The sequence below is a fragment of the Oceanibaculum nanhaiense genome, from assembly GCF_002148795.1.
Lineage (GTDB): Bacteria > Pseudomonadota > Alphaproteobacteria > Oceanibaculales > Oceanibaculaceae > Oceanibaculum > Oceanibaculum nanhaiense.
The window spans coordinates 21719-43062 of the sequence record NZ_MPOB01000007.1; the positions used below are offsets into that span (position 1 = coordinate 21719).

Sequence of the window (21344 nt, forward strand, 5' to 3'; positions counted from 1 at the left end):
ACGTGCCGATTTCTCTCTTCTACAGCGACTCCGCGAAAGCCCTGTACGGCGATGCCGGGTGTTTCGACCCCTGGAAACTGTGCTGGACACCGCAGGCGTCCGGTATGCCGGCGGACGCGGTTGCCGTCGCCCCCCGTGATGCCGTCGCCCTGCTGGCGCGCGCCGGGCTGATGCGCCGCGTCCCGGCCGCTGTGATTGGTCCGCGTGATGCGAAGCCGGAAGAGCAGGCGACCGCCGAAGCGCTTGGCAAGGGCATCGGCGCGCTGGGCCTGCAGCTGCTCTGCGGTGGCAAGGGCGGCGTGATGGAGGCCGTGTGCAAGGGCTGTCTGGAGGCCGGCGGCCTGCCCATCGGCCTGGTGCCGGACGAGGAATGGAGCGCCGCCAACCCCTATGTCGCCATTCCGCTGGCGACCGGCATCGGCCCGGCGCGCAACGCCATCATCGCCCGCGCCGCCGAGGTGCTGATCGCCGTCGGCGGCGGCTATGGCACCCTGTCCGAGATGGCCTATGGCCTGCATTTCGACCGTCTGGTGCTGACCCTGGGCGACGCCCCCGCAGTCCCCGGCGCGATTGCCTGCGCCAGTGTGGAAGAGGCGCTGGACCGCGCCTGCCATCGGCTTCTGCGGCTCGACCGATGATGCGCCGGCGATACTGACGCCTCAAACTGACCCAAAGCCGCAAGCGCAGTGTCATAAAACGGTCAGCAATACCTGCTATGTAAGTTTTCGGTCGTATATTGACCGATAACGGGCACCCACCCCGTGGCCCCAGGGCCAGCGGGGTTTCGGGGCCAGAGGGGCATGGCAGATGCGGATTGTCACCGCGCTTTACCTGATTTATCTCGCGGCGCCGATCGTCATGCTGGCGGTCGGCTCCTTCGGCGAGAGCTGGACCAACACGCTGTTCCCGACCGGCCTGACGACCCGCTGGTATGAGGAAGTCTATAACGACCCCAGTTTCCGCCGCGCCTTCCTGACCAGCCTGCAGGTGGTGCTGGCGACCTGCGTCATCGACGCGCTGATCGGCGTGCCGCTGGCCTATGCCCTGCACGCCGCCCGGCAGCGCGGCATCGGGCTTGCCGTGCGGATGGTCTCGCTGATGCCCATCGTGGTTCCGGAGCTGGTGCTGGCTTTCGGTTTCATCCTGGTGTTCTCCAGTAACACGCTGCCCTGGCTTGGCAGTATCTGGCTGCTGATCGCCGGCCATGTCGTGCTGACCATGCCCTATCTGCTGAATACGCTGGTCGCCGATATGGCGCATATGGATATCGACGGGCACGAGCGCGCGGCGATGAGCCTCGGCGCCTCCTTCCCGCAGCGTTTCTTCGACATCGTGCTGCCGTCCCTGCGGCACAGCCTGCTGTCCGGCCTGATCGTGGTGGCGGCGCTGTCGGTTGGCGAGTTCCAGCTGTCCAACCTGGTCGCGGGCTTCCTGGACCGCACCTATCCCATCGTGCTGCTGCAGGCGTTTTACGGCGCGACCGGCTTTGCCTGCGCGGCCACCGTGGTGCTGTTGCTGCTCGCAGCACTCGCCTCGGCGGCCAGCGGCGCCAGCGCCCGTCTCGGCCGTGCGGGTTAGGAGGCGGATATGGCCCTCACACTCGACCAGGTGAGCTACCGGTATGCCGGCGGAGCCGGTGTCTCCGACATTGATCTTCATGTCGGGGATGGCGAGCTGCTGGCGGTCATCGGCCCGTCCGGATCGGGCAAGAGCACGCTGCTGAAGCTGATCGCCGGTTTTCTCTTGCCGGGGAGCGGGCGGATATCCGTCGGCGGCGCTGATATGGCGGCGGTCCCGGCCAACCGGCGCAATCTTGGCGTCGTGTTCCAGAATTACGCGCTGTTCCCGCATATGAGCGTGGCGGAGAATGTCGCCTATCCGTTGAAAATCAGGGGTGTGGGCCGTACGGAGCGGCTGCGCCGGGCGGTGGCCGGGCTGGCCGCGGTCGGCCTTGCCGGCTTCGAGGACCGGGCCGTCGCCTCGCTGTCCGGCGGCCAGCAGCAGCGTGTGGCGCTGGCCCGTGCGCTGGTGTTCCAGCCGAGCGGCCTGCTGCTGGACGAGCCGCTATCGGCGCTGGACGCGGCGCTGCGTGCGGAGATGCGCGACGAGATTCGCCGCGTGCAGCAATTGGCCGGTGTCGCCACGCTGCATGTGACCCACGACCAAGAGGAGGCGTTGTCCATCGCCGACCGCGTGGCGGTGATGATGGAGGGAAGGCTGCTGCAGGTCGCCAGCCCGCGCACGCTCTATGACCAGCCCGCCGACGCCCGGGTCGCCGCCTTTGTCGGCCTCGCCAATCTGTGGCCGGGCAGGGTGCGCGACGCCCGCACGGTTGAGACAGCTCTGGGGGTGCTGGCCTGCGATGCCGCCGGCCATGCGCCGGGCGCTGCCGTCACTGTGCTGGTGCGGCCGGAGAGGGTGCGCCCGTTGCCGGATGGTGAGACCGGCAGCGATCTGCCCAACCTGTTTTCCGGCCAGATCGGCCGCGACCGGTTCCTGGGATCTATCCGCCGCTACGATTACGCGACGCCTGCCGGCGCGATCCTCGGCGAAACCGCGTTTCGGGGCGCCTTCTCCCGCGTCTCGATCCCGCCGGAGGCCATCCGGCTCCTGCCTCCCGACATACCAACCGCAAGAGGTTCGACATGACGAAGACCTGGTTCCGGGGCGCGGCGCTTGCCGTCAGCCTCGCTGCCCTGCCGTTCGCCGCCAGCGCGTTCGACGGGCCTGAACTCTATCAGGGTGAGAAGGCGCTCTACGAGGCCGCGCAGAAGGAAGGGCTGGTCGTGTCCTTCGACACCGGCCCGACCTGGGCCAACTGGGCTGCGCAGTTCAAGGCCTTCACGAAGCGCTATCCCGGCGTCGAGATGGTCTATAACGATCTCGGCTCGGCGGCCACCGTTGTGGCACTGGACAAGGCGCGCAACCGGCCGCAGGCCGACACCGCCTATTACTTCGCCGGCTCCGCCCTGGATGCCGCGGAGAAGGGCGTCGTCGCCGATTTCAAGCCGGTGAATTTCGACAAGCTGCCGGAACCCTTCCGTCACCCGTCGGGCCAGTGGTTCACCATCCACACGCTGAACATCGCCTTCCTGGTGAACACCAAGCTGGTGAAGAATGTGCCGCAATCCTGGGCCGACCTGACGAAGCCGGAATACAAGAATTCGGTCGTCTATCTCGACCCGCGCTCGACCGGCCAGGGCCAGGTGGTGGTGTTCGGTGCCGCCTTCGCCAATGGCGGCAGCATGGATAATGTGACCCCCGGCATTGAGTATCTGGCAAAGCTGCACAAGGCCGGCAGCGTGCTGCGTACCGTCGGCACCACGCCCTATGCGCAGTTCCTGAAGGGCGAGATCCCGATCTGGATCGGTTACGAAAATGACGGGCTGAAGGCCAAGTACAAGGACGGCATGGGCGACGATGTCGCGGTCATCATGCCGAAGGAGGCTTCGGCCGCTGCGCCCTACGCCATCAGCCTGGTGAAGGGCGGCCCGAACCCGAACGCCGGCAAGCTGTGGCTGAACTACATCATGACGGATGCCGGCCAGGCGACCTTCGCGGAAGGCTATGTGCGGCCGTCCGTGCCGGGTGTGAAGCTGTCCGACTCGGTTGCTGCCCAGCTGCCGGCGGCACCGCAGCTGAAGCCGGTGGATGTCGCCAAGGCCAAGGCGAAAAAGGCCGAAGTGGACGCCGCCTGGGCCAAGGCCGTACTCGGCCAGTAAGTATCGTTTCCTGAGTGACTTGAGAGGAAGAAGGCATGCGTTCCAGAGCACTTCTCGGCGGGTTTGCCCTGCCGGGCGCTGTCTTCTTCCTTTTCTTCTTCGTGCTGCCGCTGGGCGTGGTCGTGCTGGAAAGCGCGTCCGAAGGGATCGCCGCCTATCGGCGCGTGTTCGACGATCCGGCCTTCTGGGCCGGGCTGCGCGGCACGCTGGTGCTGGGCACGCTGGCGCCGCTCTTTTCCCTACTTATCGGCACGCTGGTCGCACGCCATCTGGTCAGCCTGCCGGAAAGCCGCCGGGTGCCGATGCTGCTGGTGATTTCCCTGCCGCTCACCTTTTCCGGGCTGATCGTCGCCTATGGGTTCATCCTGGTATTCGGCCGTTCTGGTGTCGTCACCCTGTCGCTGGCGGCGCTGGGCGGCGATCCTGCCACCATTGGCGGCTTGATCTTTTCCCCTGCCGGCCTCGGCTTCGCCTATGCCTATTACCTGATCCCGCGCGTCGTCATGCTGATGCTGCCGGTGCTGGCGAATTTTGACTATGCACAGATGCAGGCGGCGGAATCGCTCGGGGCGAGCCGGTTTCGCGCGGTGCTGGAGGTCATGCTGCCGCAGATCCTGCCGGCACTGGTAACGACCTATTCGGTGGTCGCCGCTGTCGCCATCGGTGCTTACGGCACTGCGCTGGCGCTGGTGGGCACGCAGGTCGCCATCCTGCCGCTGGTCCTCTACAGCAAGATTTCCGAGACCGGCTCCGACTTCCCGGCGGCGGCGGCGGCCTCGGTAATCCTGATGGGATTGTGCTGCCTCGTCATCCTGCTGGCGGAGCTTGCGTCCCACCGTCGGCGCTGACCGGTGATTGGTCGGGATTGCCCATAGCATCGCCATTGATCACCACCCTCGGTGGATTCGCGCCCCCGCTGCCGGTGATTTGACCGAAGGCGCGGTTGGCCTATGCCGGCAGGTTCAGCTCGATCTTGCCGTCGCTGGTCTCGGCGTTCTTGCGTATCCGCCCTATGGCCTTGTTCAGATGCCCCAGATAGGCCTCCGCCAGCCTCGAGGGCGCCCGGTCGCGGGGGCGCATCACGTTGAAGGTAAAGCGGATGGCGGGGTCGAAGCGGGCAACCCACAAATCCGGCCACTGGGCGTAGGCGACGCCCAGCGGCTCCACGATGCTGACCCCCAGCCCGCGCGAGACCAGGGCGCAGGCCTCCACCGAGGTGAACACTTCGTATTGTTGGTAGCGTGAGATGCGCTGCTGCTCGAAGGTCGCGTCGATGATGTGCCGCATGCGGCTGTCGCGAATGAACGAGATGAACTGCTCGTCGCGCAAATCCTCGGCGGTGATGGCCTCCCGCCCCGCGAGGCGGTGGCCCTTCGGCACCACGCACACGCCCCTTGCGTGGAACAGCGGTTCGTTCAGCAATGCTGGATGCTGCACCTGAATCAGCGAGAAGCCCAGATCGACCTGCTGATTGATGACGATCTGGCTGACTGTCGTGCTGACATTGAAGACGATCCGCGCCTTGTGATGCTCCACGGCGAAGCTGGCGATCGAATCGGCGACCAGCGTATGGCCAAGCGACGCGGCGGAGGCGATGTGCAACTCCCCCGACTTCAGGTAGCGCAGGTCGCGCGCGAAGCTTTCGATGTCGTTCAATGACGAAAACAGCCGCTCCACCTCGCGGTAGAGGAGCTGCGCGTCATGCGTCGGGACGAGGCGTTTCCTGGCCCGCGTGAACAGGGTGAGGCCGAGATCGTATTCCAGCCCGACCAGGCTCTTGCTCACCGCCGGCTGCGAGACGCGCAGCCTTTCGGCGGCGGCGGTGACGGAGCCGGTTTCCATGAACATGCGGAAGGCGTCGAGCTGGCGGTGGGACAGCGGCATGCGGCAAGGCTCCTGGGGCAAAGTACATAACATTTGTTTATGAAAATGTGATCATTAGCAATTTGAAATGCCAATAAGAGGGTGCTTCCCTTGGTCGAGTTATCCAGAGGAAGCCAAAAACCTCCGGAATAAGCGAATCCTGAACGGGAATGCCGGAGCTACCCTTGTCGGATATAAACATAACCAATTCGTCGATTCTGGAAATAGACCGGGTCCATAAGCGGTTCGGCGTGCATCATGCGGTGCGGGATGTGACGATCCGGGTCCGGGTCGGCGAATTCCTGACGCTGCTGGGCCCCAGCGGTTGCGGCAAGACCACCCTGCTGCGCATGGTCGCCGGCTTCGAGACGCCGAGCGAGGGCGAGATTCGCATCGCCGGCCGGCGCATGAACGAGGTGCCGCCCTACGAGCGTCCCATCGGCATCGTCTTTCAGAATCTGGCGCTGTTCCCGCACCTGTCCGTCGGCGAGAACCTTGCCTATGGCCTGCGCATCCGGCGCATGGCGCGCGCGGAAATCCACCGGCAAATTGCCGAGGTGCTGGCTCTGGTCGATCTGACCGGGCTGGAAGACCGCCGGGTGCATGAGCTTTCCGGCGGCCAGCGCCAGCGCGTGGCGCTGGCCCGCGCCCTTGTCATTCGTCCCAAGGTGCTGTTGCTCGATGAGCCGCTGGGCGCGCTGGATTTGAAACTCCGCCGCCAGTTGCAGCAGGAGCTGAAGCGCATCCAGCAGCGCGTCGGCACGACCTTCGTGTTCGTCACCCACGACCAGGAGGAAGCGCTGACCATGTCCGACCGCATCGCCGTGATGCAGGGCGGGCAGGTCGAGCAGCTGGGCACGCCGGAAGACGTCTATGCCCGGCCGCGCACGCCCTTCGTGGCGCAGTTCGTCGGCGACACCAACTTCCTGACCGGCCGTGTCGTCGCGAGCGGCCCCGGCGGCATGCAGATTCGCCTCGACAGATTGGACCGTGTCGTTGCCGCAGCTGCTCCAGATTCCTCTAGGCACCACCTGCCGACGGGAACCCGTGTCGGCTTGTCGATCCGGCCAGAGCATCTGGTGAAGGCCGGAACGCAGGACGGGCTGGCCCTGACCTTCGAGGGCACGGTCGTGGAGCGCAGCTATATCGGCGCCAGCACGCGCTACACGCTGGAGGCCGATGGCGAGAGCTATGTCGCGGTCATGGCGGATTCCGACGCGGGCGTTGCCGCCCTGCAGCCCGGCCAGCGGACAGTTTTCGGCTGGGTGCCGGAACGCGCGGTCGTGGTGCCGCTCGATGCCATGGTCATGCCGCCGGAAGAGCGATCCGAAACGATACCGGACGCTCCGGCTAATCCGGCACTTGCCGCCCTGCGCGGTTACTGACGTCGCACTGCATCAACACAACCAAGGGAGAAGCGTCATGCCGAAACGTCCTTTCCGGTCCCTGCCGGTCCGCTCCATGCCGGCGCTCGTCGCGCTTGCGGCTGTCGCGGTCATGGCAGCCAGGCCTGTTCAGGCGACCGACCTGTTGATCGCCACCTGGGGTGGCGGCGTCGAGAAGGTGTGGGAAACCGCCTTCGCCGAACCCTTCACCAAGGAGACCGGCATTAATGTGAAGATCGTGCCGGTACCGACGCCGGAGGCGCAGCTGCGCGCGCAGGCGGGCAACCCGCAATATAACGCCGTCATGGTGACCTATCCGCAGGGCGCCAATTTGATGCGCGACGGCATGGTGGAACTGCTGGACCCGGCGGAGCTGCCGGACACGGCGGACACCAATCCGCGCTACCTGATGAAGAATGCCGACGGCAAGCTGGCCGGCGTCAGCCCCTATTTCATGTATTACGGCATCGCCGTGAACACCGACGAGGCGAAGCCGGCGGACTTCAAGTCCTGGGCCAATCTTGGCGACGCCAAATGGAAGGGCAAGCTGGCGATCACCCGGCCGATCTATCTGTCCTCCTACGATCTGCCGATCCTGTCGAAGGCGATGGGCGGCGATGAAAAGAATGCCGGTCCGGGCCTCGACCTCCTGCGCAAGATCGTCCCGAACGCCCTGACCACCTACAGCTCCATCGCCCATATGAACGGGCTGCTGACGCGCGGCGAAATCGTCGCCGGGCCATACTATTCCGGCCGGGTCTGGCACCTGCGTCAGCAAGGGGCGAAGAACGTCACCATGGTCGTGCCGGAAGAGGGCGCGCTGATGATCCCCTATCTGCTGGTCATGCCGAAGAATGCGAAGGACATGGCGGCGACGAAGCAATTCATGAACTACGTCTCCAAGGCGGAGCCGCAGCTGCGCGGTTCCGTGCTCGGCGGCTATCTGCCGCTGAACGCGAAGGCGAAGCTGCCGGCCGAAGCCGAGGAGCAGATGGGCATGACCCTGGCCGAGCTGATGACCAGGCTCTATCAGCCGGACTGGGCCTTCATCGCCGACAACCAGACCGACCGCATCAACACGCTGGAAAAGCTCATCGCCGAAGCGCGCTGAGCCTGGGCCCCGGCGCTGCCGTCTTTCGGCGCCGGGGCCAGCCGCTTCCGAACTGAATTCTCTCTTTCATGGACAGAACCGCCACCATGAGCACTCTTCGCTTGCCCATAGAGACCTTCATCGACCGCCTGTCGCGCATGACGCCGGAGGAACGCCGCAAGGCGATCGAGGCCGATCCTCTGCCCGCCAATGTCGGCGCCCTGCTCGACGAGGCGGCCGCGGAGGTCGGCGACAAGCCCGCCTGGAATTTCTTCGAGGCCGGCATCGTCACCACCTACAGCGAGCTTGCCGCAGAGGTGAACCGCACGGCCAACGCACTGCGCGCCTGGGGAGTGACCAGAGGCACGCATGTCGCGGCGATGCTGCCCAACATCCCGGCCATGCCGACGATCTGGCTGGCGGTGGCGAAGCTGGGCGCCGTCATGGCGCCGGTCAATGTCCGCTACACCGGGCGCGAGCTGCGCTACATCGTGAATGATTCGGAGGCGGCGTTCCTGATCCTCCATGCCGATTACCGGGAGTTGCTATCGCCGGATCTGGACAGCGAGGAGCAGGTGCTCGCCCTGCCGGCCGGGCGCATCGCGCTGCTGGGGGCGGAGGATGCCGGCCCCTACCGGCGGTGGGAGGAGATCGCGGCGGGCCATTCCCCGGTGCTGTCCCTGGACTATGCGCCCGGTCACGACGATCTGCTGAACATCCAGTACACCTCCGGCACCACGGGCTTCCCCAAGGGCTGCATGCTGAGCCACCGGTACTGGCTGAGCGCCGGCAAGGTGAACGGGATGCGCGACGGCAAGCGGCTGGAGCGCGTTCTGGCCTCCACGCCGTTCTTCTATCTCGACCCGCAATGGCTGCTGTTGCTGGCCTTCCACCAGCGCGGCACACTTTTTGTCGCCAACCGGCAGAGCGCCAGCCGCTTCGCCGGATGGCTGGCCGAGCACCGCATCCATTTCTGCCTGTTTCCGGAAGTGGTCTACAAGCAGCCACCCAGCCCGCGTGACGCCGATATCTGCCTGCGCCGCGCCAACATCTATGGCGTGCGCAAGGAAATCCACGCCGATCTGCGCCAGCGTTTCAACGCGCCGGCGATGGAGGCCTTCGGCATGACCGAGGTTGGGCCGACGCTGTTCGTGCCGCTGGAGGCGACGGAAATGGTCGGCTCCGGTTCCTGTGGCAAGCCGACGGCGTTCCGCGAATGCCGGATCGTCGATGAAAATGGCACGGATGTGCCGCAGGGCGAGATCGGCGAGCTGGTGGTGCGCGGCAAGGGGCTGATGCAGGGCTACTACAAGAAGCCGGAAGCCAACCGTGACTCCTATTTCGGCGATTGGTTCCGCACCGGCGATCTCTTCCGCCAGGACGAGCGCGGCTATTTCTACATCGTGGGCCGGCTGAAGGACATGGTGCGCCGCGCCGGCGAGAATGTCGCCGCGCGCGAGGTCGAGGCGGTGCTGAAGAACCTGCCGGCGGTGATGGACGCCGCCGTGGTGCCGGTCCCCGACGATATGCGCGGGCAGGAGGTGAAGGCCTACATCGTCCTGCAGCCCGGACAAAGCCAGGACGATGCAATGCTGCAGGCCATCCTGCGCCATTGCGACCTGAACCTGGCGGCCTTCAAGGTACCGCGTTACGTGGAATTTACGGAAAACTTGCCGCGCACGCCGTCGGAGAAGATCGCCAAGGGCGAGCTGATCAAGGCGAAGGCCGATCTGCGTGTCGGTGCCTATGACCGCGTCGATGGCTGCTGGCGCTGACTGACAAGGGGGAGGAAGACATGACGGAATTCTGGCAGAAGCCCGCGACCGAACTGGCGGCGGCGATCCGTGGCAAGGCACTGTCCTCGCGGGAGCTGGTGTCGGCGACGTTGGACCGGATCGAGCGGTTGAACGGCGACACCAATGCCTTCGCGCTGGTCGATGCCGAAGGCGCGCTGAAGGCCGCCGATGCTGCCGATACGGCGGTCGCGCGCGGTGACGATCTGGGGGCGCTGCACGGCCTCCCGGTGACGGTGAAGGATCTGGTGCCGACCGCCGGGATGCGCACGGCGCTGGCCTCCTACATCTTCGCCGACAACGTGCCGGCGCAGGATGCCGAGGCGGTCGCCCGCATCCGCAAGGCCGGCGGCATCATTCTCGGCAAGACCACCACGCCGGAACTGGGCCACAAGGTGCTGACCGACAGCCCGATGCATGGCATCACCCGCAACCCCTGGGCGCTGGACCGCACCTGCGGCGGTTCCAGCGGCGGTGCGGCGGTCGGTGTGGCGATGGGCTTCGGGCCGCTGGCCGTCAGCACCGATGGTGCCGGCTCCGGGCGCATTCCCGCCGCCTGTTGCGGCATCGTCGGGCTGAAGCCGACCGTCGGCGGGGTGCCGCACGAAACCTCGCCGGACCTATTCGGCAATCTCACCTGCCTCGGCTCGATGGCCCGCACCGTGGAAGACACGGTGCTGCTGCACAATGTCATGGCCGGCCCGGACGCGCGCGACCCCTGGTCGCTGGGGGGATCGGCCACGCCGCTGTCCCTTGCTGGCGACCCGCTTTCCATCCTCAAGGGGCTGAAAATCCGCTGGATGCCGCGCATGGTGAACGACTATCTCGACCCCGATATCGAGGCGCACACCGCGAAAGCGGTCGGGGCGATGACCGATGCCGGCGCCCGACTGGTGGACAAGCCGGCGAGTCTGGATTGGAGCCTGGAGTCCGCCCTGGTGCTGATGCGCGGCTATCAGGCCGCCCGGTTTGGCCAGGTGCTTGAGAAATGGCGCGACAGGATGGACCCGACCATGGTTTCGGCGCTGGAGGAGGGGCTGGCGCAGGACATCGGAACCTTGCAGAAGGCCCTGCCGGAGCGCACCGCGCTGTATCGCCGGGTGCAGGCGATCTTTGACCATGCTGATATTCTGGTCACGCCGACAATCGCCGCCCCGCCGCCGCCGGCGACACAGCGCGCCGACGAACCGCTGGTGATCGACGGCAAGCCGCTGGGACCGCTGCGGCGGACCTGGTACTGCTACACCATCCCGTTCAACCCCAGCGGCAATCCGGCGATGTCGGTCCCGTGCGGCTTCACCCGCGACGGGCTGCCCATCGGGTTGCAGATCGTCGGGCCGTGGCATGCCGAACAGCGGCTCGTCGCCGTGGCCGCCGCCCTGCAGGCGCTGATGCCCTGGCAGGGGAACTGGCCGGCGCTGGCCGGGGCAGCGGGTGCCTCGGGGGGTTCGGCATGATCATCGATTATGGCAGCCGGCCGCCGGTCCCGGCCTTCGCGCAGACCGCCACCACGCACCTGCAGCGCTATCGCACGGTCTATCAGTCCAGCGAGAAGGCGGCCGCCCGACAGGACAGCTTCGAGGAGTATCTGGCCGCCTATGATGCGCTGGGGGCCGAACATATCGTGGTGAAGGCGCGCGACCTCGAGACCACCTTCGGCTGGCGCATCTCCAACGAGGATGTCGCCGCCTTCTGTCGCGAGCAGGGACCGCGCTTTGTCGGTTTTGCCGGCGTCGATCCCAACAAGGGGATGATTGCCGTCCGCGAGCTGGACCATGCGGTGCGCGAGCTGGGGCTGCGCGGCCTCAATCTGCAATGTTTCGAACACAAGCTGGCGATCAACGACAAGAAGATGTACCCGCTCTATGCCAAATGCATCGAGCTGGATATCCCGGTGAACCTGCATTGCAGCATCAATTTCGCCACCTCGACGCTGATGGAGTTCGGCCGCCCGGCACTGCTGGACGAGGTGATGGTGCATTTCCCGGAGCTGCGGGTGTGTGCCGCGCCACCGGGCTTCCCCTGGGTGCACGAGCTGATCGGCGTCGCCTGGCGGCATGCCAATGTGCATATCGGGCTGGTCGCGGTGCGGCCGAAATATCTGGCGGTTGCCGGGTCGGGCTATGAGCCGCTGCTGCAATATGGCCGCACCATCCTGCAGGACCGCATCATCTTCGGCTCCGCCTATCCGCTGATGCCGCTTGAGCGCACCGTCCGCGAGATCGAGGCGCTGCCGCTGGAAGAGGATGTGCGCCGCAAGTGGCTATACGGCAACGCCAAGCGTTTCCTGCGGCTGTAAGGAAAATGGCGATGTCCCGATCCACCACGATACCGGTCTCCGCCCCCGCTGCCGGGAGCCCGCGCCGCCGCCTGCCGCTGTCGCAGGCGCTGCTGCTGGCGCCCGCCGTGCTGCTGCTGGCGCTGTTCGCCATCAGCGTGGTGCAGATGGTGGCGACCTCCTTCACCGGCAGGGACGGGTTCACGCTGGCGCTGTACCAGGAGTTCTTTTCCCGGCCGGACTATATCGAGATCTATCTGCGCACGATTGGCGTGTCTTTTCTGGTGACGTTCTTCTCGATCCTGCTCGGTTATCCCATCGCCTTCGGCATCTGGCGCTACAAGGGCAACCGCAACCACCTGATGATCCTGGTGATCCTGCCCTGGCTGGTCAGCATCGTGGTGCGCACCTATGGCTGGATCGTGATCCTGGGGCCGCGCGGGCTGATCAACGAGTTCCTCGGCTGGGTCGGGGTGATCGAATCGCCGATGCGGCTGATGTTCAACACCACCGGCGTGGTTATCGGCCTGGTGCATGTGCTGGTGCCGTTCATGATCATCTCGATCCTGTCGGTGCTGCTGCATCTCGACCGCAAGCTGGAGGAAGCCAGCATGAGCCTGGGCGGTCGGCCGCTCTACACCTTCTGGCGGGTGACCCTGCCGCTGTCGCTGCCGGGCGTCGTCTCCGGCGCGATGCTGGTCTATCTGATGTCCACCGGCGCCATCGTCACGCCGATCCTGCTGGGCGGCGTGCAGGACCGGATGATGGGCACGCAGATGTATCAGGAGGTGATCCAGACCTTCAATTTCCCGAAAGGCTCGATGCTGGCCTTCCTGCTGCTGCTGGCCGGGCTGGCGGTGATCCTGCCGGTGCAGACGCTGGAACGGCGCCTGTCGGCGGCGACGGGCAGCGAAAGGAAACAACCATGACCGCGATCCGCTGGAGCCAGGTTGGCTTGTGGAGCCTGCTGCTGTTCCTGCCGGCCCCGATCATCATCGTCATCGCCGCGTCCTTCAGCGATGCCGGCTATATCCGCTTTCCGCCGGGCGCGCTGTCGCTGCGCTGGTATGTGGAGTTCCTGTCCGATGCGCGCTGGATGCAGGGCTTCGCCACCAGCCTGCTGCTGGCCGCGGCCGGCGCCGTGATCAGTTCGATGGCGGCCTTTCTGGCGGCGCTGGTCGTCGCCCGGCGGCGGTCCCGGTTTTCCAGCATCTTCGAGACCGCGGTGCTGACGCCGATCCTGTTTCCGCATGCCGCACTGGGCGTGGCGATGCTGGCGCTGGTGTCGATGTTCCATGTCTATGGCAGCTTCGCCGGCCTGCTGCTGGCGCACTGCATTATGACGCTGCCTTATGCCTACCGGCCGATCTCGGTCAGCCTGCGCAAGCTGGACAGCGCCATGGAGGAGGCGTCGATGAGCCTCGGCGCGCGACCGTGGGAGACCTTCTGGCGGGTGACCTTCCCGCTGGTTAGGCCCGGCCTCATCACCGCGCTGCTGTTCAGCTTCATCCTGTCCTTCGACGAGGTGACGGTGACGATGTTCCTGGTCGGCCCGCATGTCACCACCCTGCCGGTGCAGATCTATTCCTTCATCCAGGAAAGCGGTACGCCGGTGGTGGCGGCGATCTCCACCACGCTGGTGCTGTTCACGCTGCTAATGGTGATGCTGCTGGAACGGCTGGTGGGGCTGGAATTCTTCGTCGAGCCGGATAGGGGGCGGGCATAGGCGTTCAGTCCCGACGGTCGTGGAACCGGAAATGCGAACGCCACCTGTAGCGCGTGCATGCACAAAGGATGTACGAGAAGAGGAAAGAAGCGAGCAGTTCACCAGGTTAAGGACGTCTGTTCGCCTAGGCTTGATGTTGAAATTAGCCAGTCTGCTGACAGTCCCGCCACTGCCGACATCGACCAGGCCTTCTACGCCTGACCGGTTGTTATCACCTGTTCTCCTGTCGGCCATGGTGGCCGAAGGAGAACGGTGATGGGACATTCACAATACGGCCCTGCGGCACGAAACCGGAAGACATGGAACGCCGGCAGGCAGGTGGGCGCCAAGCGCCCCCTGAAGCCCAGGCAGGTATGGCAAATCCGTTTCTTTCTGGACCGGGAAGGCCGTTTACGGGATCGCGCACTGTTCGATCTCGCCATCGACCGCCACATGCACAGCCGGGCTTGAACATCATTTTTACAAAGCTGGGTTCGAGACGCGTGAGTGTTTCCAATTCAGCTTCCTGCCTCTCTGTGCATCGCTGACCAGAGCCCCGATCTTGATCTGGGCCGGACCGCATCCGCACAGCGTGCTGTCGATGACGAGAGCGAACAGACGTTAACCGAACAGATCGAGCGGATTGTTGCGCCGAAGCTTGCGGACGGCGAACAGCACGGCGACAGACCCCATGACGATCGTCGCCAGGAATACCGTGCCGACAATATCGAGCGACAGGGTGAAACGCAGTCTCGTCGCATCGCCGACCAACTCGTAGATCAGCGCGGTGATGCCGATGGAGGGGATAAAGGCGCCGACGCCGATGAGCACCGCGATTTGCAGCACCAGCGCGATGAAGAACATATCCCGATACCCCATAGCGCGCAGCACGGCATATTCGGAGATGTTCATATCGATGATGCTGTAGAGCGCCTGCATGACGAAGACCGCACCGATGAAGATGCCGACGGCCAGGCCGAAGCCGAGAATGATGCCAATCGGCGTCTGGAAGATGAAATAATCCCGTTCCCCGGCGATGAATTCGGCATGGGTGAACACCTTTGCCCGATCGCCCAGGGCCGCCGCGACGGCATTGCGCACGCCAAGCAAGTCCGCCCCCGGTTCTATGGTCAGCAAACCGAGCGACAACCGGTCGAGCGGCAGCTGGAACAGCCGGTAATAATTCAGGTCGCTGAAGATGAAGCTGCCATCGATCGTAAAGTCCGGGCCAAGCCCGTACAGGCCGATCACGCGCATCTCCGGTGCCAGTGTGGCGCCGGGGCTTTGCAGGTACAGGCGCTGTTCCCCGCCATTTTCCAGCCGATCGATGATCGGGATGAATTTGCGCCGCGAGCGGCTGTCGAGCAGGGCGGCGTCCGGCAGCTTCAGATAGGGCAGCGCCTGCATCACCTCCGGCAGATCCAGCACCGGCCGGCTGGGATCGAAAGCGATGAACCGGGCGGACATGGCCGTGCCGTCATAGGGATTACGCGCTTGCGAAATAATCGCATAGAACGGCCTGGCATCGGCAACGCCCGGTACGGCAAGCGCTTTATCCATAAGGGAGCGCGCGAACCAGGGTGGCGAATAGGCCATGGTTTCGAATTGCGGGCCGGTGATAAACAGGTCGGCCTGCAGCGCACGGGGCAGGTTCAGCGCGCTGCCGACCAGGGCGTTCATGAAGCCGGCTTGCGCGAAGACCAGCACGATGGCGACACAGATGCCGGAGAAGGTGCCGAACAGCCGCAGCCCGATATGACGCAATTGGCGGATGGCCAAGCGGGTGGAGAACGCCGTGGCGATGCGCATCAGAAATCGGTGAGCTGAATTCGTACTGTCATTTCCGCCCCGATCAGCGGAGGCAGGGCCTTTGCCGGATCCACCTCGATCTCGGCTTCGACGATACGGGCGTCGCGGCCCGCCAGGACGTCGGTGGTCGGCCTTTCGCTGCGATAGACCCGGTTGGCGATCCGCGCGACCTTTCCGGTTACCGGTGCCGCCAGGACATCGGAAGAGATGGTGACCGACTGGCCGGGGCGAACCAGGCGAGCATCCGTCGCATCGATCTCGGCCACGACCATCAGATGATCGGTATCGGCCATGCTGAGAAGGCCTTCGGCATCTATCGCCGCGCCGGGCCGGGCGGTGAGGGTCAATATCGTGCCGCCGATGGGCGCACGGATGATATCCTGGTCCTGTTCCGCCCTGGCGCGCGCCAGTTCCGCCGCGGCCAGTTCGATGGAAGCCATGGCAATCTGCTCGTCGATGGCACGCACTTCGGTCAGCGCCCGCAGGCTGGCTTCCGCCTGGCGCAGGTTTTCGCGCGCGCGCTGCATCTCCAGGGACCGCAGTTCGTTGGTGTCGTCCGAGATGATCTCGCGGGCGACCAGGGAACGGCCGCGTTCCACCTGGCGTTCCGCGCGCTTCAGCTCCGCCGCACGCATGGCCACCAGGGCTTTCTGCGCCTCGATATCGGCTTGCTTCGCCCCCCAGCGGACCTGCTGCAGCTCCAGCTCGGCCAGGGCGAAGCTCTTTTCCGCGACAATCACGGAAGCCGTACGCGTGTCGTAAGTATCAAGGATGGCGAGGATGTCGCGGCGTTTGACCCGCTGGCCTTCCTTGACCCGCAGCTCGGCGATGGTGCCGCCAAGGGACGGCCCGCTGACGACATGCACTCTCTCCACCGGCTCTATCCGTCCCCGCGCTATGACGGCGACGGGGTCGCCAGCCTGCATGGTGGCGGGTGCGGCGGTCGCGAGGGAGCCGGCATCCTGCCCCGCCAGCAGGAGTAGAGGCAGGCCGATCAGCAGGGCGGCAAAGAAAACCGCGCCATGGCGTTTGTATCGGCGGAGCATGTCAATGAGCCGCCTGGAGCATGCCGTCTTCGATATGCAGCCGCCGATCGGCAACATCGAAGATGCGTTCATCATGGGTCGAGATCAGCACTGTGCAGCCAAGCTGGGTGGCGACATGACGCACCACATCCATCACCTTGCGGCCGGATTCGGCATCCAGTGCCGCGGTCGGCTCGTCGGCTATTATCATATCGGGCATGCGAACCAGGGCGCGTGCCACGGCAACGCGCTGCTGCTGCCCGCCAGACAGGTTTTCGGGGTAATCAGCACCCCGGCCGCCCAGACCGACAGCTTCCAGCATCGCCTCGGCCCGCATGCGGTTCATCTCCTTGTCGGTTTCCGGCAACAGATGCAGACCCGATTCGACATTCTCGATCACCGGCAGCGATTTCAGCAGGTTATGGCGCTGAAACACAAAGCCGATGCGCTGGCGGACATCGAGCAGCCGCGATTCGGTCATGCCGGCCAGATCATGCCCCTGGAATTGCACACTGCCTTCGCGGAACGGCCGCATCGCCCCGATGATCGTCAACAAGGTGGTTTTGCCCGATCCGGAAGGGCCGGTGATGATGATCACCTCGCCTTCACTGACCGAAAAGGAAACTTTCTTCAGCACAACCCGCGCAAGAGAGCCTGTCCCATAGGAGTAGGACAGATCCTCCACGCGCAAGGATTCGACGATGCCACCCGACATTACTCTCCACCGAACCGTCTATCCTGCTGAGATTGATTTTAAATCCCATATGTCCAGCGTACATAGCAATATGAAATTTCTGAATCTTCGGGATGACTGCCATGCATTTCTCCTGACGACAGTCGCCCAGGCAAACAGCCGCCTCGGCCAGGCCGAGTTCGGTGCGGGCAGGACCCGTCGGCGTGACCATAAAGCTGCGGTTTTGAGACCCTATGATGACCGCTTGCCTCGCATGGCGGGGCTCCGGCTTGCCGGTAGCGTTACAGTGCGGTGCCGCCGAGGTCCCGGCCTACTGAGTTTGCAGGCGGGGTTCCCTGTCGCCATCCGCGGTGAGTTGCAGCAGCGCGGCGAGCGTTCCCACGATGACAAGAGAGATCCAGCCGATCGAGTAGCTGCCGCTCCACTGATAGCTCAAGCCGCCGAGCCACGCGCCGAGAAAGGCGCCGACCTGATGACTGAGGAACATCACGCCGAACAGGGTGCCGAAATTGGCCGGACCGAACAGGCCGTTGATCAGGCCGCTGACAGGAGGAACGACGCTCAGCCAGAGGAAACCCATCGCCGCGGCGAAGAGCAGTGTCGTCTCGATGCTGACAGGCAAGGCGAAGAAGACGGCAATGGACGCGGTCCGCAACAGGTAGATCAGCGCCAGCACGTTCCGGTTGCCCCAACGCTGGCAGAGATAGCCGGCAACGAGGGTGCCAACGGCGTTGCAGATGCCGATCAGCGCGATCGCCTGTGCGCCGACGGAGGGCGGCAGTCCGCAGATGCCGACGAAGTTCGGCAGATGGGTCGCGATGAATATGAGCTGGAAGCCGCAAGCGAAGAAAGCCACGGTCGTGATGACGAATGTCCGGTTGGCAAGCCCTTCCGCAATCGCGCGACGGGCATCGACCTGTTGCGAAGGCGCCGTTGCGGGGGTTTCGACCTTGCCCCGCCGGAACAGCAGCGTCACCGCCGCCATCGATGCGGCAAGCAGCGCCAGCCCGCCAAGCGACACCTGCCAGGACCAGCCATCGATCGTCGTCTGCGCGACCGGCGCGATGACGAAGGTGCCGAGCGAGCCGACCGCGGCGAGGATGGAGATGGCCGTCGCGCGCACAGCCGGCGTGGCGACACGCGACACGATACCGACAAGCACGCCGTGCGAGGTTCCCGCGACCGCGAGCCCGATCAGCAGGCCTCCTCCAAGATAGAGCCCGATGTGGCTGCCCGTCGTTATCAGATAAAGGCCCGCACAATACAGCGCCGACGCGATGACGACGACGATGCGCCCGCCGAAGCGGTCGCACAGGGCTCCCATGAAGGGCTGTCCGATGCCCCAGGCCAGGTTCTGGAGCGCCATGGCGAAGCCGAATGTCGCGACGGTAATGCCGGTGCCGCGAACCATCGGCTCCATGAACAGGCCAAGGCTCTGTCTTAGGCCCATGGATAGGGAGAGAATGGTGCCGGCGGCGACAAGCGACAGGATGAGCGCCGGCGTCCAGGATCCGGCATGGGGGTCTGGCAAGGGCTTCCTCCTCGTGCGTGGCGCTTCACGATAGAGGCGCAGCGAGGATAGAAAACTCACTAGTGAGTATACATGATCCGCGTCAGGCCATCCGCGCCTCGGCCGGCGCAGCCCGTTCGAGCGTCCCCGGAAACCCGTCGGCCACGAGAGCGGCCGCGGCCTTGCCAGCCGCCATCGCGTAGGAGGCATCACGGTGAATCAGCATCAGGGCGATCGCTCCTTCCAGCAGGATCATCACCTGCCTCCCGACGAGGACCGGGTCTGAAACACCGCTAACGCGCAGCTCCTCCGTCAGCCAGCTTTCGAAGCGTTTCTTGTGATCCGCCGCCATCACGACGGCCGGGTGTCCGGGCTGACCGGCGAGTTCCACCGCCGCGCGGGTGAACCCGCAGCCTTGCCATCTGGGGCGCTTGGCGAACGCCGCCAAAGCGGAGAACATCGCCGTGATCCGATCGGGCAATGACCGGTCGTCGTCGCCGAGCCAGTCGCGATATCGTTCAACCGTGGGAGCGTCCCGCGCGGCCAGATAGGCGGCGATCAGTTCGTCCTTGCTGGCAAAATGATAGTAGAGCGTACGTTTCGTGACGCCGGCGCGTTCCGCGATCGCATCCACGCTCACACTGCGCAGACCATGCTCGTAGAACAGAGCCTCCGCCGCGCCGATGATCCTGGTTCGAGTTGTTTGTTCCATCGGATCCTCTTCCCTTGGCAAGGTCGACGAAGCCTATCGCAACCGGAGCGTCCTGTGCATGTCCCTCGAGGGTGCGGTGGTGCAGCCTGTCGGACGGTAGCGCGCCCGATGTCTGGCTACGAAGTCGATCGACGAAGATTTGGGGATTCGATGCGCGCCGACGTAATGTCCGAGCAAGCATCGATTGCCTTCAGATTTGACCGCCTGTTCATGACCCTTGCCAACTCGCTGTCCCTGCTTTTTGTCATGGTCGCGCTTGCCGCGATTCCCAGTTCGAGCGTCGCACTGGTGGTTGTCCGATCGGCGACGCTCGAACTGGGAAATGCCGTCCCGACGACGCTATGTGGCCCCATAGCTGACATCGACACCGCCTTCTACGGGTGGCAATCTGAAGGGTAGACGATTCAACCAGCCGCAACTCTCGGTGGTTTTACGCCCCCGCAACTCTCCGTGGGGTCGGTGAATGAACATGACGGTTCGGTCGGAGGGGCAGCGTGAAACGCAGCCCCGAAGGCAACGCGCCTGAGCAAGGTCGAGCGCTCATACGGCTCCTGGGGGATCCGGGGGCGCGGATGGCCTATGCCGGCAGGTTCAGCTCGATCAGGCTGCCGTCCGCTTCGGCATCCCCGCGTATCCGCCCTCCGCCCTATGGCTTTGTGCAGAGGACCCAGATAGGCCTCCGCCAGCCGTGAGGGCGCGCGGTGGCGGGGGCGCATCACGTTGAAGGTGAAGCGGATCGGCGTGCAGCCGGGAAGGGCGGGCTCGCTGGTCCCGGCACCGGCTACCCGGAAATCTCCGCAATCGCGCCGGCGATCTGCATGGAAAACCGGGCGGAGGCGACGGGCAGTGTCCGTCCCTGTTTCTGGCCGAGAAACAGGTCTCCCGCCGGCACGTCACTCTCCGCTAGGGGACGGAACACAAGGCGATTGTCTTCCGAAGGCCGCAGCCCGATGGGAATCTGAAACCCGATCGCGCGTTCGTGCAGGGCATAGTGGCGGATCAGGTCGAAACTGTCGGATTCGACGACCGGCGTCAGATTCCACTGTCTTTTCCGCGCGGCCAGTTCCAGCAGGTGGCGAACGCCATAGCGGGCGGAGGGCAGCACATAGGGCCGCGCCAACACATCGCGCAGCCGCAATTCGGGCTTTGCAGCCAGGGGATCATCGGCGGCGAGGATCGCGTGAATCCGTTGCGGGACGCACTGGATAACCTTGAAATCGACCAGATAGACAGGCTCGAACACGAGTGCCAGGTCGCTGGCGAAGGTTGCCAGCTGTTCTTCGGCCTGGTCACGATCGCCGACCTTCACGGCAAAGGTCACGCCGGGATGCTGGGCGCGGTAGCGGGCGATCTGTTCGGGCAGGAAATAGGGCGTCAGCGCCTGCGAACAGGCGATTGAGACATGGCCGCGCCGCTCGCCGGAAAGATCGGCAACCTGCGAGCGTACGCGGGCCAGATCGGAGCGGGTGCCGCGATAATGCTGCAAAAGCAGTTCGCCGGCGGGATTGAGGCGCACGCCGCCGGGCAGGCGCTCGAAAATATCGAAACCGAAATCCGCCTCGAACCGTCGGATGCGGCGGTTCAGGGCCGATCCGGTCAGGTTCAGATCCTCCGCTGCCCGCCGCATCGACCCGGTGCGTGCTACGGCTTCGATCAGCTGAAAATCGTACAAATGCTTCATTTATAAATACTTTTCGATAAGCGGTTCATTTTAGGAACCGCATATGTGAATTCTTAGCAATTTTGTCACAGGGTGCA

Annotated in this window: 20 protein-coding genes; 13 read left to right on the forward strand and 7 right to left on the reverse strand. The window is 64.8% G+C overall.

From position 1 onward, the window contains the following. The first annotated feature begins 2 nt into the window (after window positions 1-2). The 5 genes from BKM74_RS13375 (at window position 3) to BKM74_RS13395 (ending at window position 4570) form a co-directional block, all read left to right on the forward strand. The gene (locus tag BKM74_RS13375) at window positions 3-638 is read left to right on the forward strand and encodes an SLOG cluster 4 domain-containing protein (RefSeq protein WP_176342532.1); all 636 of its coding nucleotides are present in this window, start codon (window positions 3-5) and stop codon (window positions 636-638) included. A gap of 169 nt (window positions 639-807) precedes the next feature. Next, window positions 808-1578 (forward strand): ABC transporter permease, encoded by a 771-nt coding sequence (locus BKM74_RS13380; RefSeq protein WP_086466213.1) that lies wholly within the window; start codon window positions 808-810, stop codon window positions 1576-1578. A 9-nt stretch (window positions 1579-1587) separates the two neighbouring features. Then, window positions 1588-2649, forward strand: coding sequence for an ABC transporter ATP-binding protein (locus tag BKM74_RS13385; protein WP_086466214.1), 1062 nt, complete (start codon window positions 1588-1590; stop codon window positions 2647-2649). Then, window positions 2646-3722, forward strand: a complete 1077-nt coding sequence (locus BKM74_RS13390; RefSeq protein WP_086466215.1) for an extracellular solute-binding protein — start codon at window positions 2646-2648, stop codon at window positions 3720-3722. Before BKM74_RS13385 ends, BKM74_RS13390 begins: the two co-directional genes overlap by 4 nt. Before the next feature lie 35 nt (window positions 3723-3757). After that, the gene (locus tag BKM74_RS13395; protein WP_086466216.1) at window positions 3758-4570 is read left to right on the forward strand and encodes an ABC transporter permease; all 813 of its coding nucleotides are present in this window, start codon (window positions 3758-3760) and stop codon (window positions 4568-4570) included. Between the two features lie 100 nt (window positions 4571-4670). Here BKM74_RS13395 and BKM74_RS13400 read toward each other — a convergent pair whose 3' ends face one another. Beyond that, window positions 4671-5606: a LysR substrate-binding domain-containing protein gene (locus BKM74_RS13400; protein ID WP_176342533.1), complete on the reverse strand. Its 936-nt coding sequence runs from the start codon at window positions 5604-5606 to the stop codon at window positions 4671-4673. 164 nt (window positions 5607-5770) lie between these two features. Between BKM74_RS13400 and BKM74_RS13405 the strand changes: the two genes are divergently transcribed. The 7 genes from BKM74_RS13405 (at window position 5771) to BKM74_RS13435 (ending at window position 13857) form a co-directional block, all read left to right on the forward strand. Beyond that, window positions 5771-6970, forward strand: coding sequence for an ABC transporter ATP-binding protein (locus tag BKM74_RS13405; RefSeq protein WP_086466341.1), 1200 nt, complete (start codon window positions 5771-5773; stop codon window positions 6968-6970). Window positions 6971-7007: 37 nt separating this feature from the next. Next, window positions 7008-8081, forward strand: coding sequence for an extracellular solute-binding protein (locus BKM74_RS13410; RefSeq protein ID WP_086466218.1), 1074 nt, complete (start codon window positions 7008-7010; stop codon window positions 8079-8081). A gap of 86 nt (window positions 8082-8167) precedes the next feature. Then, window positions 8168-9835, forward strand: coding sequence for a class I adenylate-forming enzyme family protein (locus BKM74_RS13415; protein WP_086466342.1), 1668 nt, complete (start codon window positions 8168-8170; stop codon window positions 9833-9835). Window positions 9836-9855: 20 nt separating this feature from the next. Continuing rightward, window positions 9856-11310, forward strand: a complete 1455-nt coding sequence (locus BKM74_RS13420) for an amidase (RefSeq protein ID WP_086466219.1) — start codon at window positions 9856-9858, stop codon at window positions 11308-11310. Continuing rightward, complete coding sequence (locus tag BKM74_RS13425; RefSeq protein ID WP_086466220.1) at window positions 11307-12152, forward strand: amidohydrolase family protein; 846 nt, start codon at window positions 11307-11309, stop codon at window positions 12150-12152. The genes BKM74_RS13420 and BKM74_RS13425 overlap by 4 nt, the downstream gene beginning before the upstream one ends. A gap of 11 nt (window positions 12153-12163) precedes the next feature. Next, the gene (locus tag BKM74_RS13430; protein ID WP_086466221.1) at window positions 12164-13060 is read left to right on the forward strand and encodes an ABC transporter permease; all 897 of its coding nucleotides are present in this window, start codon (window positions 12164-12166) and stop codon (window positions 13058-13060) included. Continuing rightward, entirely contained in the window at window positions 13057-13857 is an 801-nt protein-coding gene (locus BKM74_RS13435) for an ABC transporter permease (protein ID WP_086466222.1), read from the forward strand. The genes BKM74_RS13430 and BKM74_RS13435 overlap by 4 nt, the downstream gene beginning before the upstream one ends. 600 nt (window positions 13858-14457) lie before the next feature. Here the strand turns inward: BKM74_RS13435 and BKM74_RS13445 are convergent. The 5 genes from BKM74_RS13445 to BKM74_RS13465 form a co-directional block, all read right to left on the reverse strand. Next, a complete protein-coding gene (locus BKM74_RS13445; protein WP_086466223.1) occupies window positions 14458-15645 on the reverse strand; it encodes an FtsX-like permease family protein in 1188 nt (395 codons plus the stop codon). After that, window positions 15645-16691 (reverse strand): HlyD family efflux transporter periplasmic adaptor subunit, encoded by a 1047-nt coding sequence (locus BKM74_RS13450; RefSeq protein WP_176342534.1) that lies wholly within the window; start codon window positions 16689-16691, stop codon window positions 15645-15647. The genes BKM74_RS13445 and BKM74_RS13450 overlap by 1 nt, the downstream gene beginning before the upstream one ends. Window position 16692: 1 nt before the next feature. Next, the gene (locus tag BKM74_RS13455; RefSeq protein ID WP_086466225.1) at window positions 16693-17385 is read right to left on the reverse strand and encodes an ABC transporter ATP-binding protein; all 693 of its coding nucleotides are present in this window, start codon (window positions 17383-17385) and stop codon (window positions 16693-16695) included. A 289-nt stretch (window positions 17386-17674) separates the two neighbouring features. Next, a complete protein-coding gene (locus BKM74_RS13460) occupies window positions 17675-18895 on the reverse strand; it encodes an MFS transporter (protein WP_176342535.1) in 1221 nt (406 codons plus the stop codon). A gap of 82 nt (window positions 18896-18977) precedes the next feature. Next, the gene (locus BKM74_RS13465) at window positions 18978-19586 is read right to left on the reverse strand and encodes a TetR/AcrR family transcriptional regulator (RefSeq protein ID WP_086466227.1); all 609 of its coding nucleotides are present in this window, start codon (window positions 19584-19586) and stop codon (window positions 18978-18980) included. Between the two features lie 108 nt (window positions 19587-19694). On the opposite strand from BKM74_RS13465, the gene BKM74_RS13470 reads away from it, so the two are divergent. After that, window positions 19695-19985 carry a hypothetical protein gene (locus BKM74_RS13470; RefSeq protein WP_140056087.1) on the forward strand — a complete coding sequence of 97 codons (291 nt, stop codon included), beginning with the start codon at window positions 19695-19697 and terminating at the stop codon, window positions 19983-19985. Between the two features lie 382 nt (window positions 19986-20367). Here the strand turns inward: BKM74_RS13470 and BKM74_RS13475 are convergent, their stop codons facing one another. Continuing rightward, window positions 20368-21267, reverse strand: coding sequence for a LysR family transcriptional regulator (locus tag BKM74_RS13475; protein ID WP_086466229.1), 900 nt, complete (start codon window positions 21265-21267; stop codon window positions 20368-20370). Window positions 21268-21344: the final 77 nt, after the last annotated feature.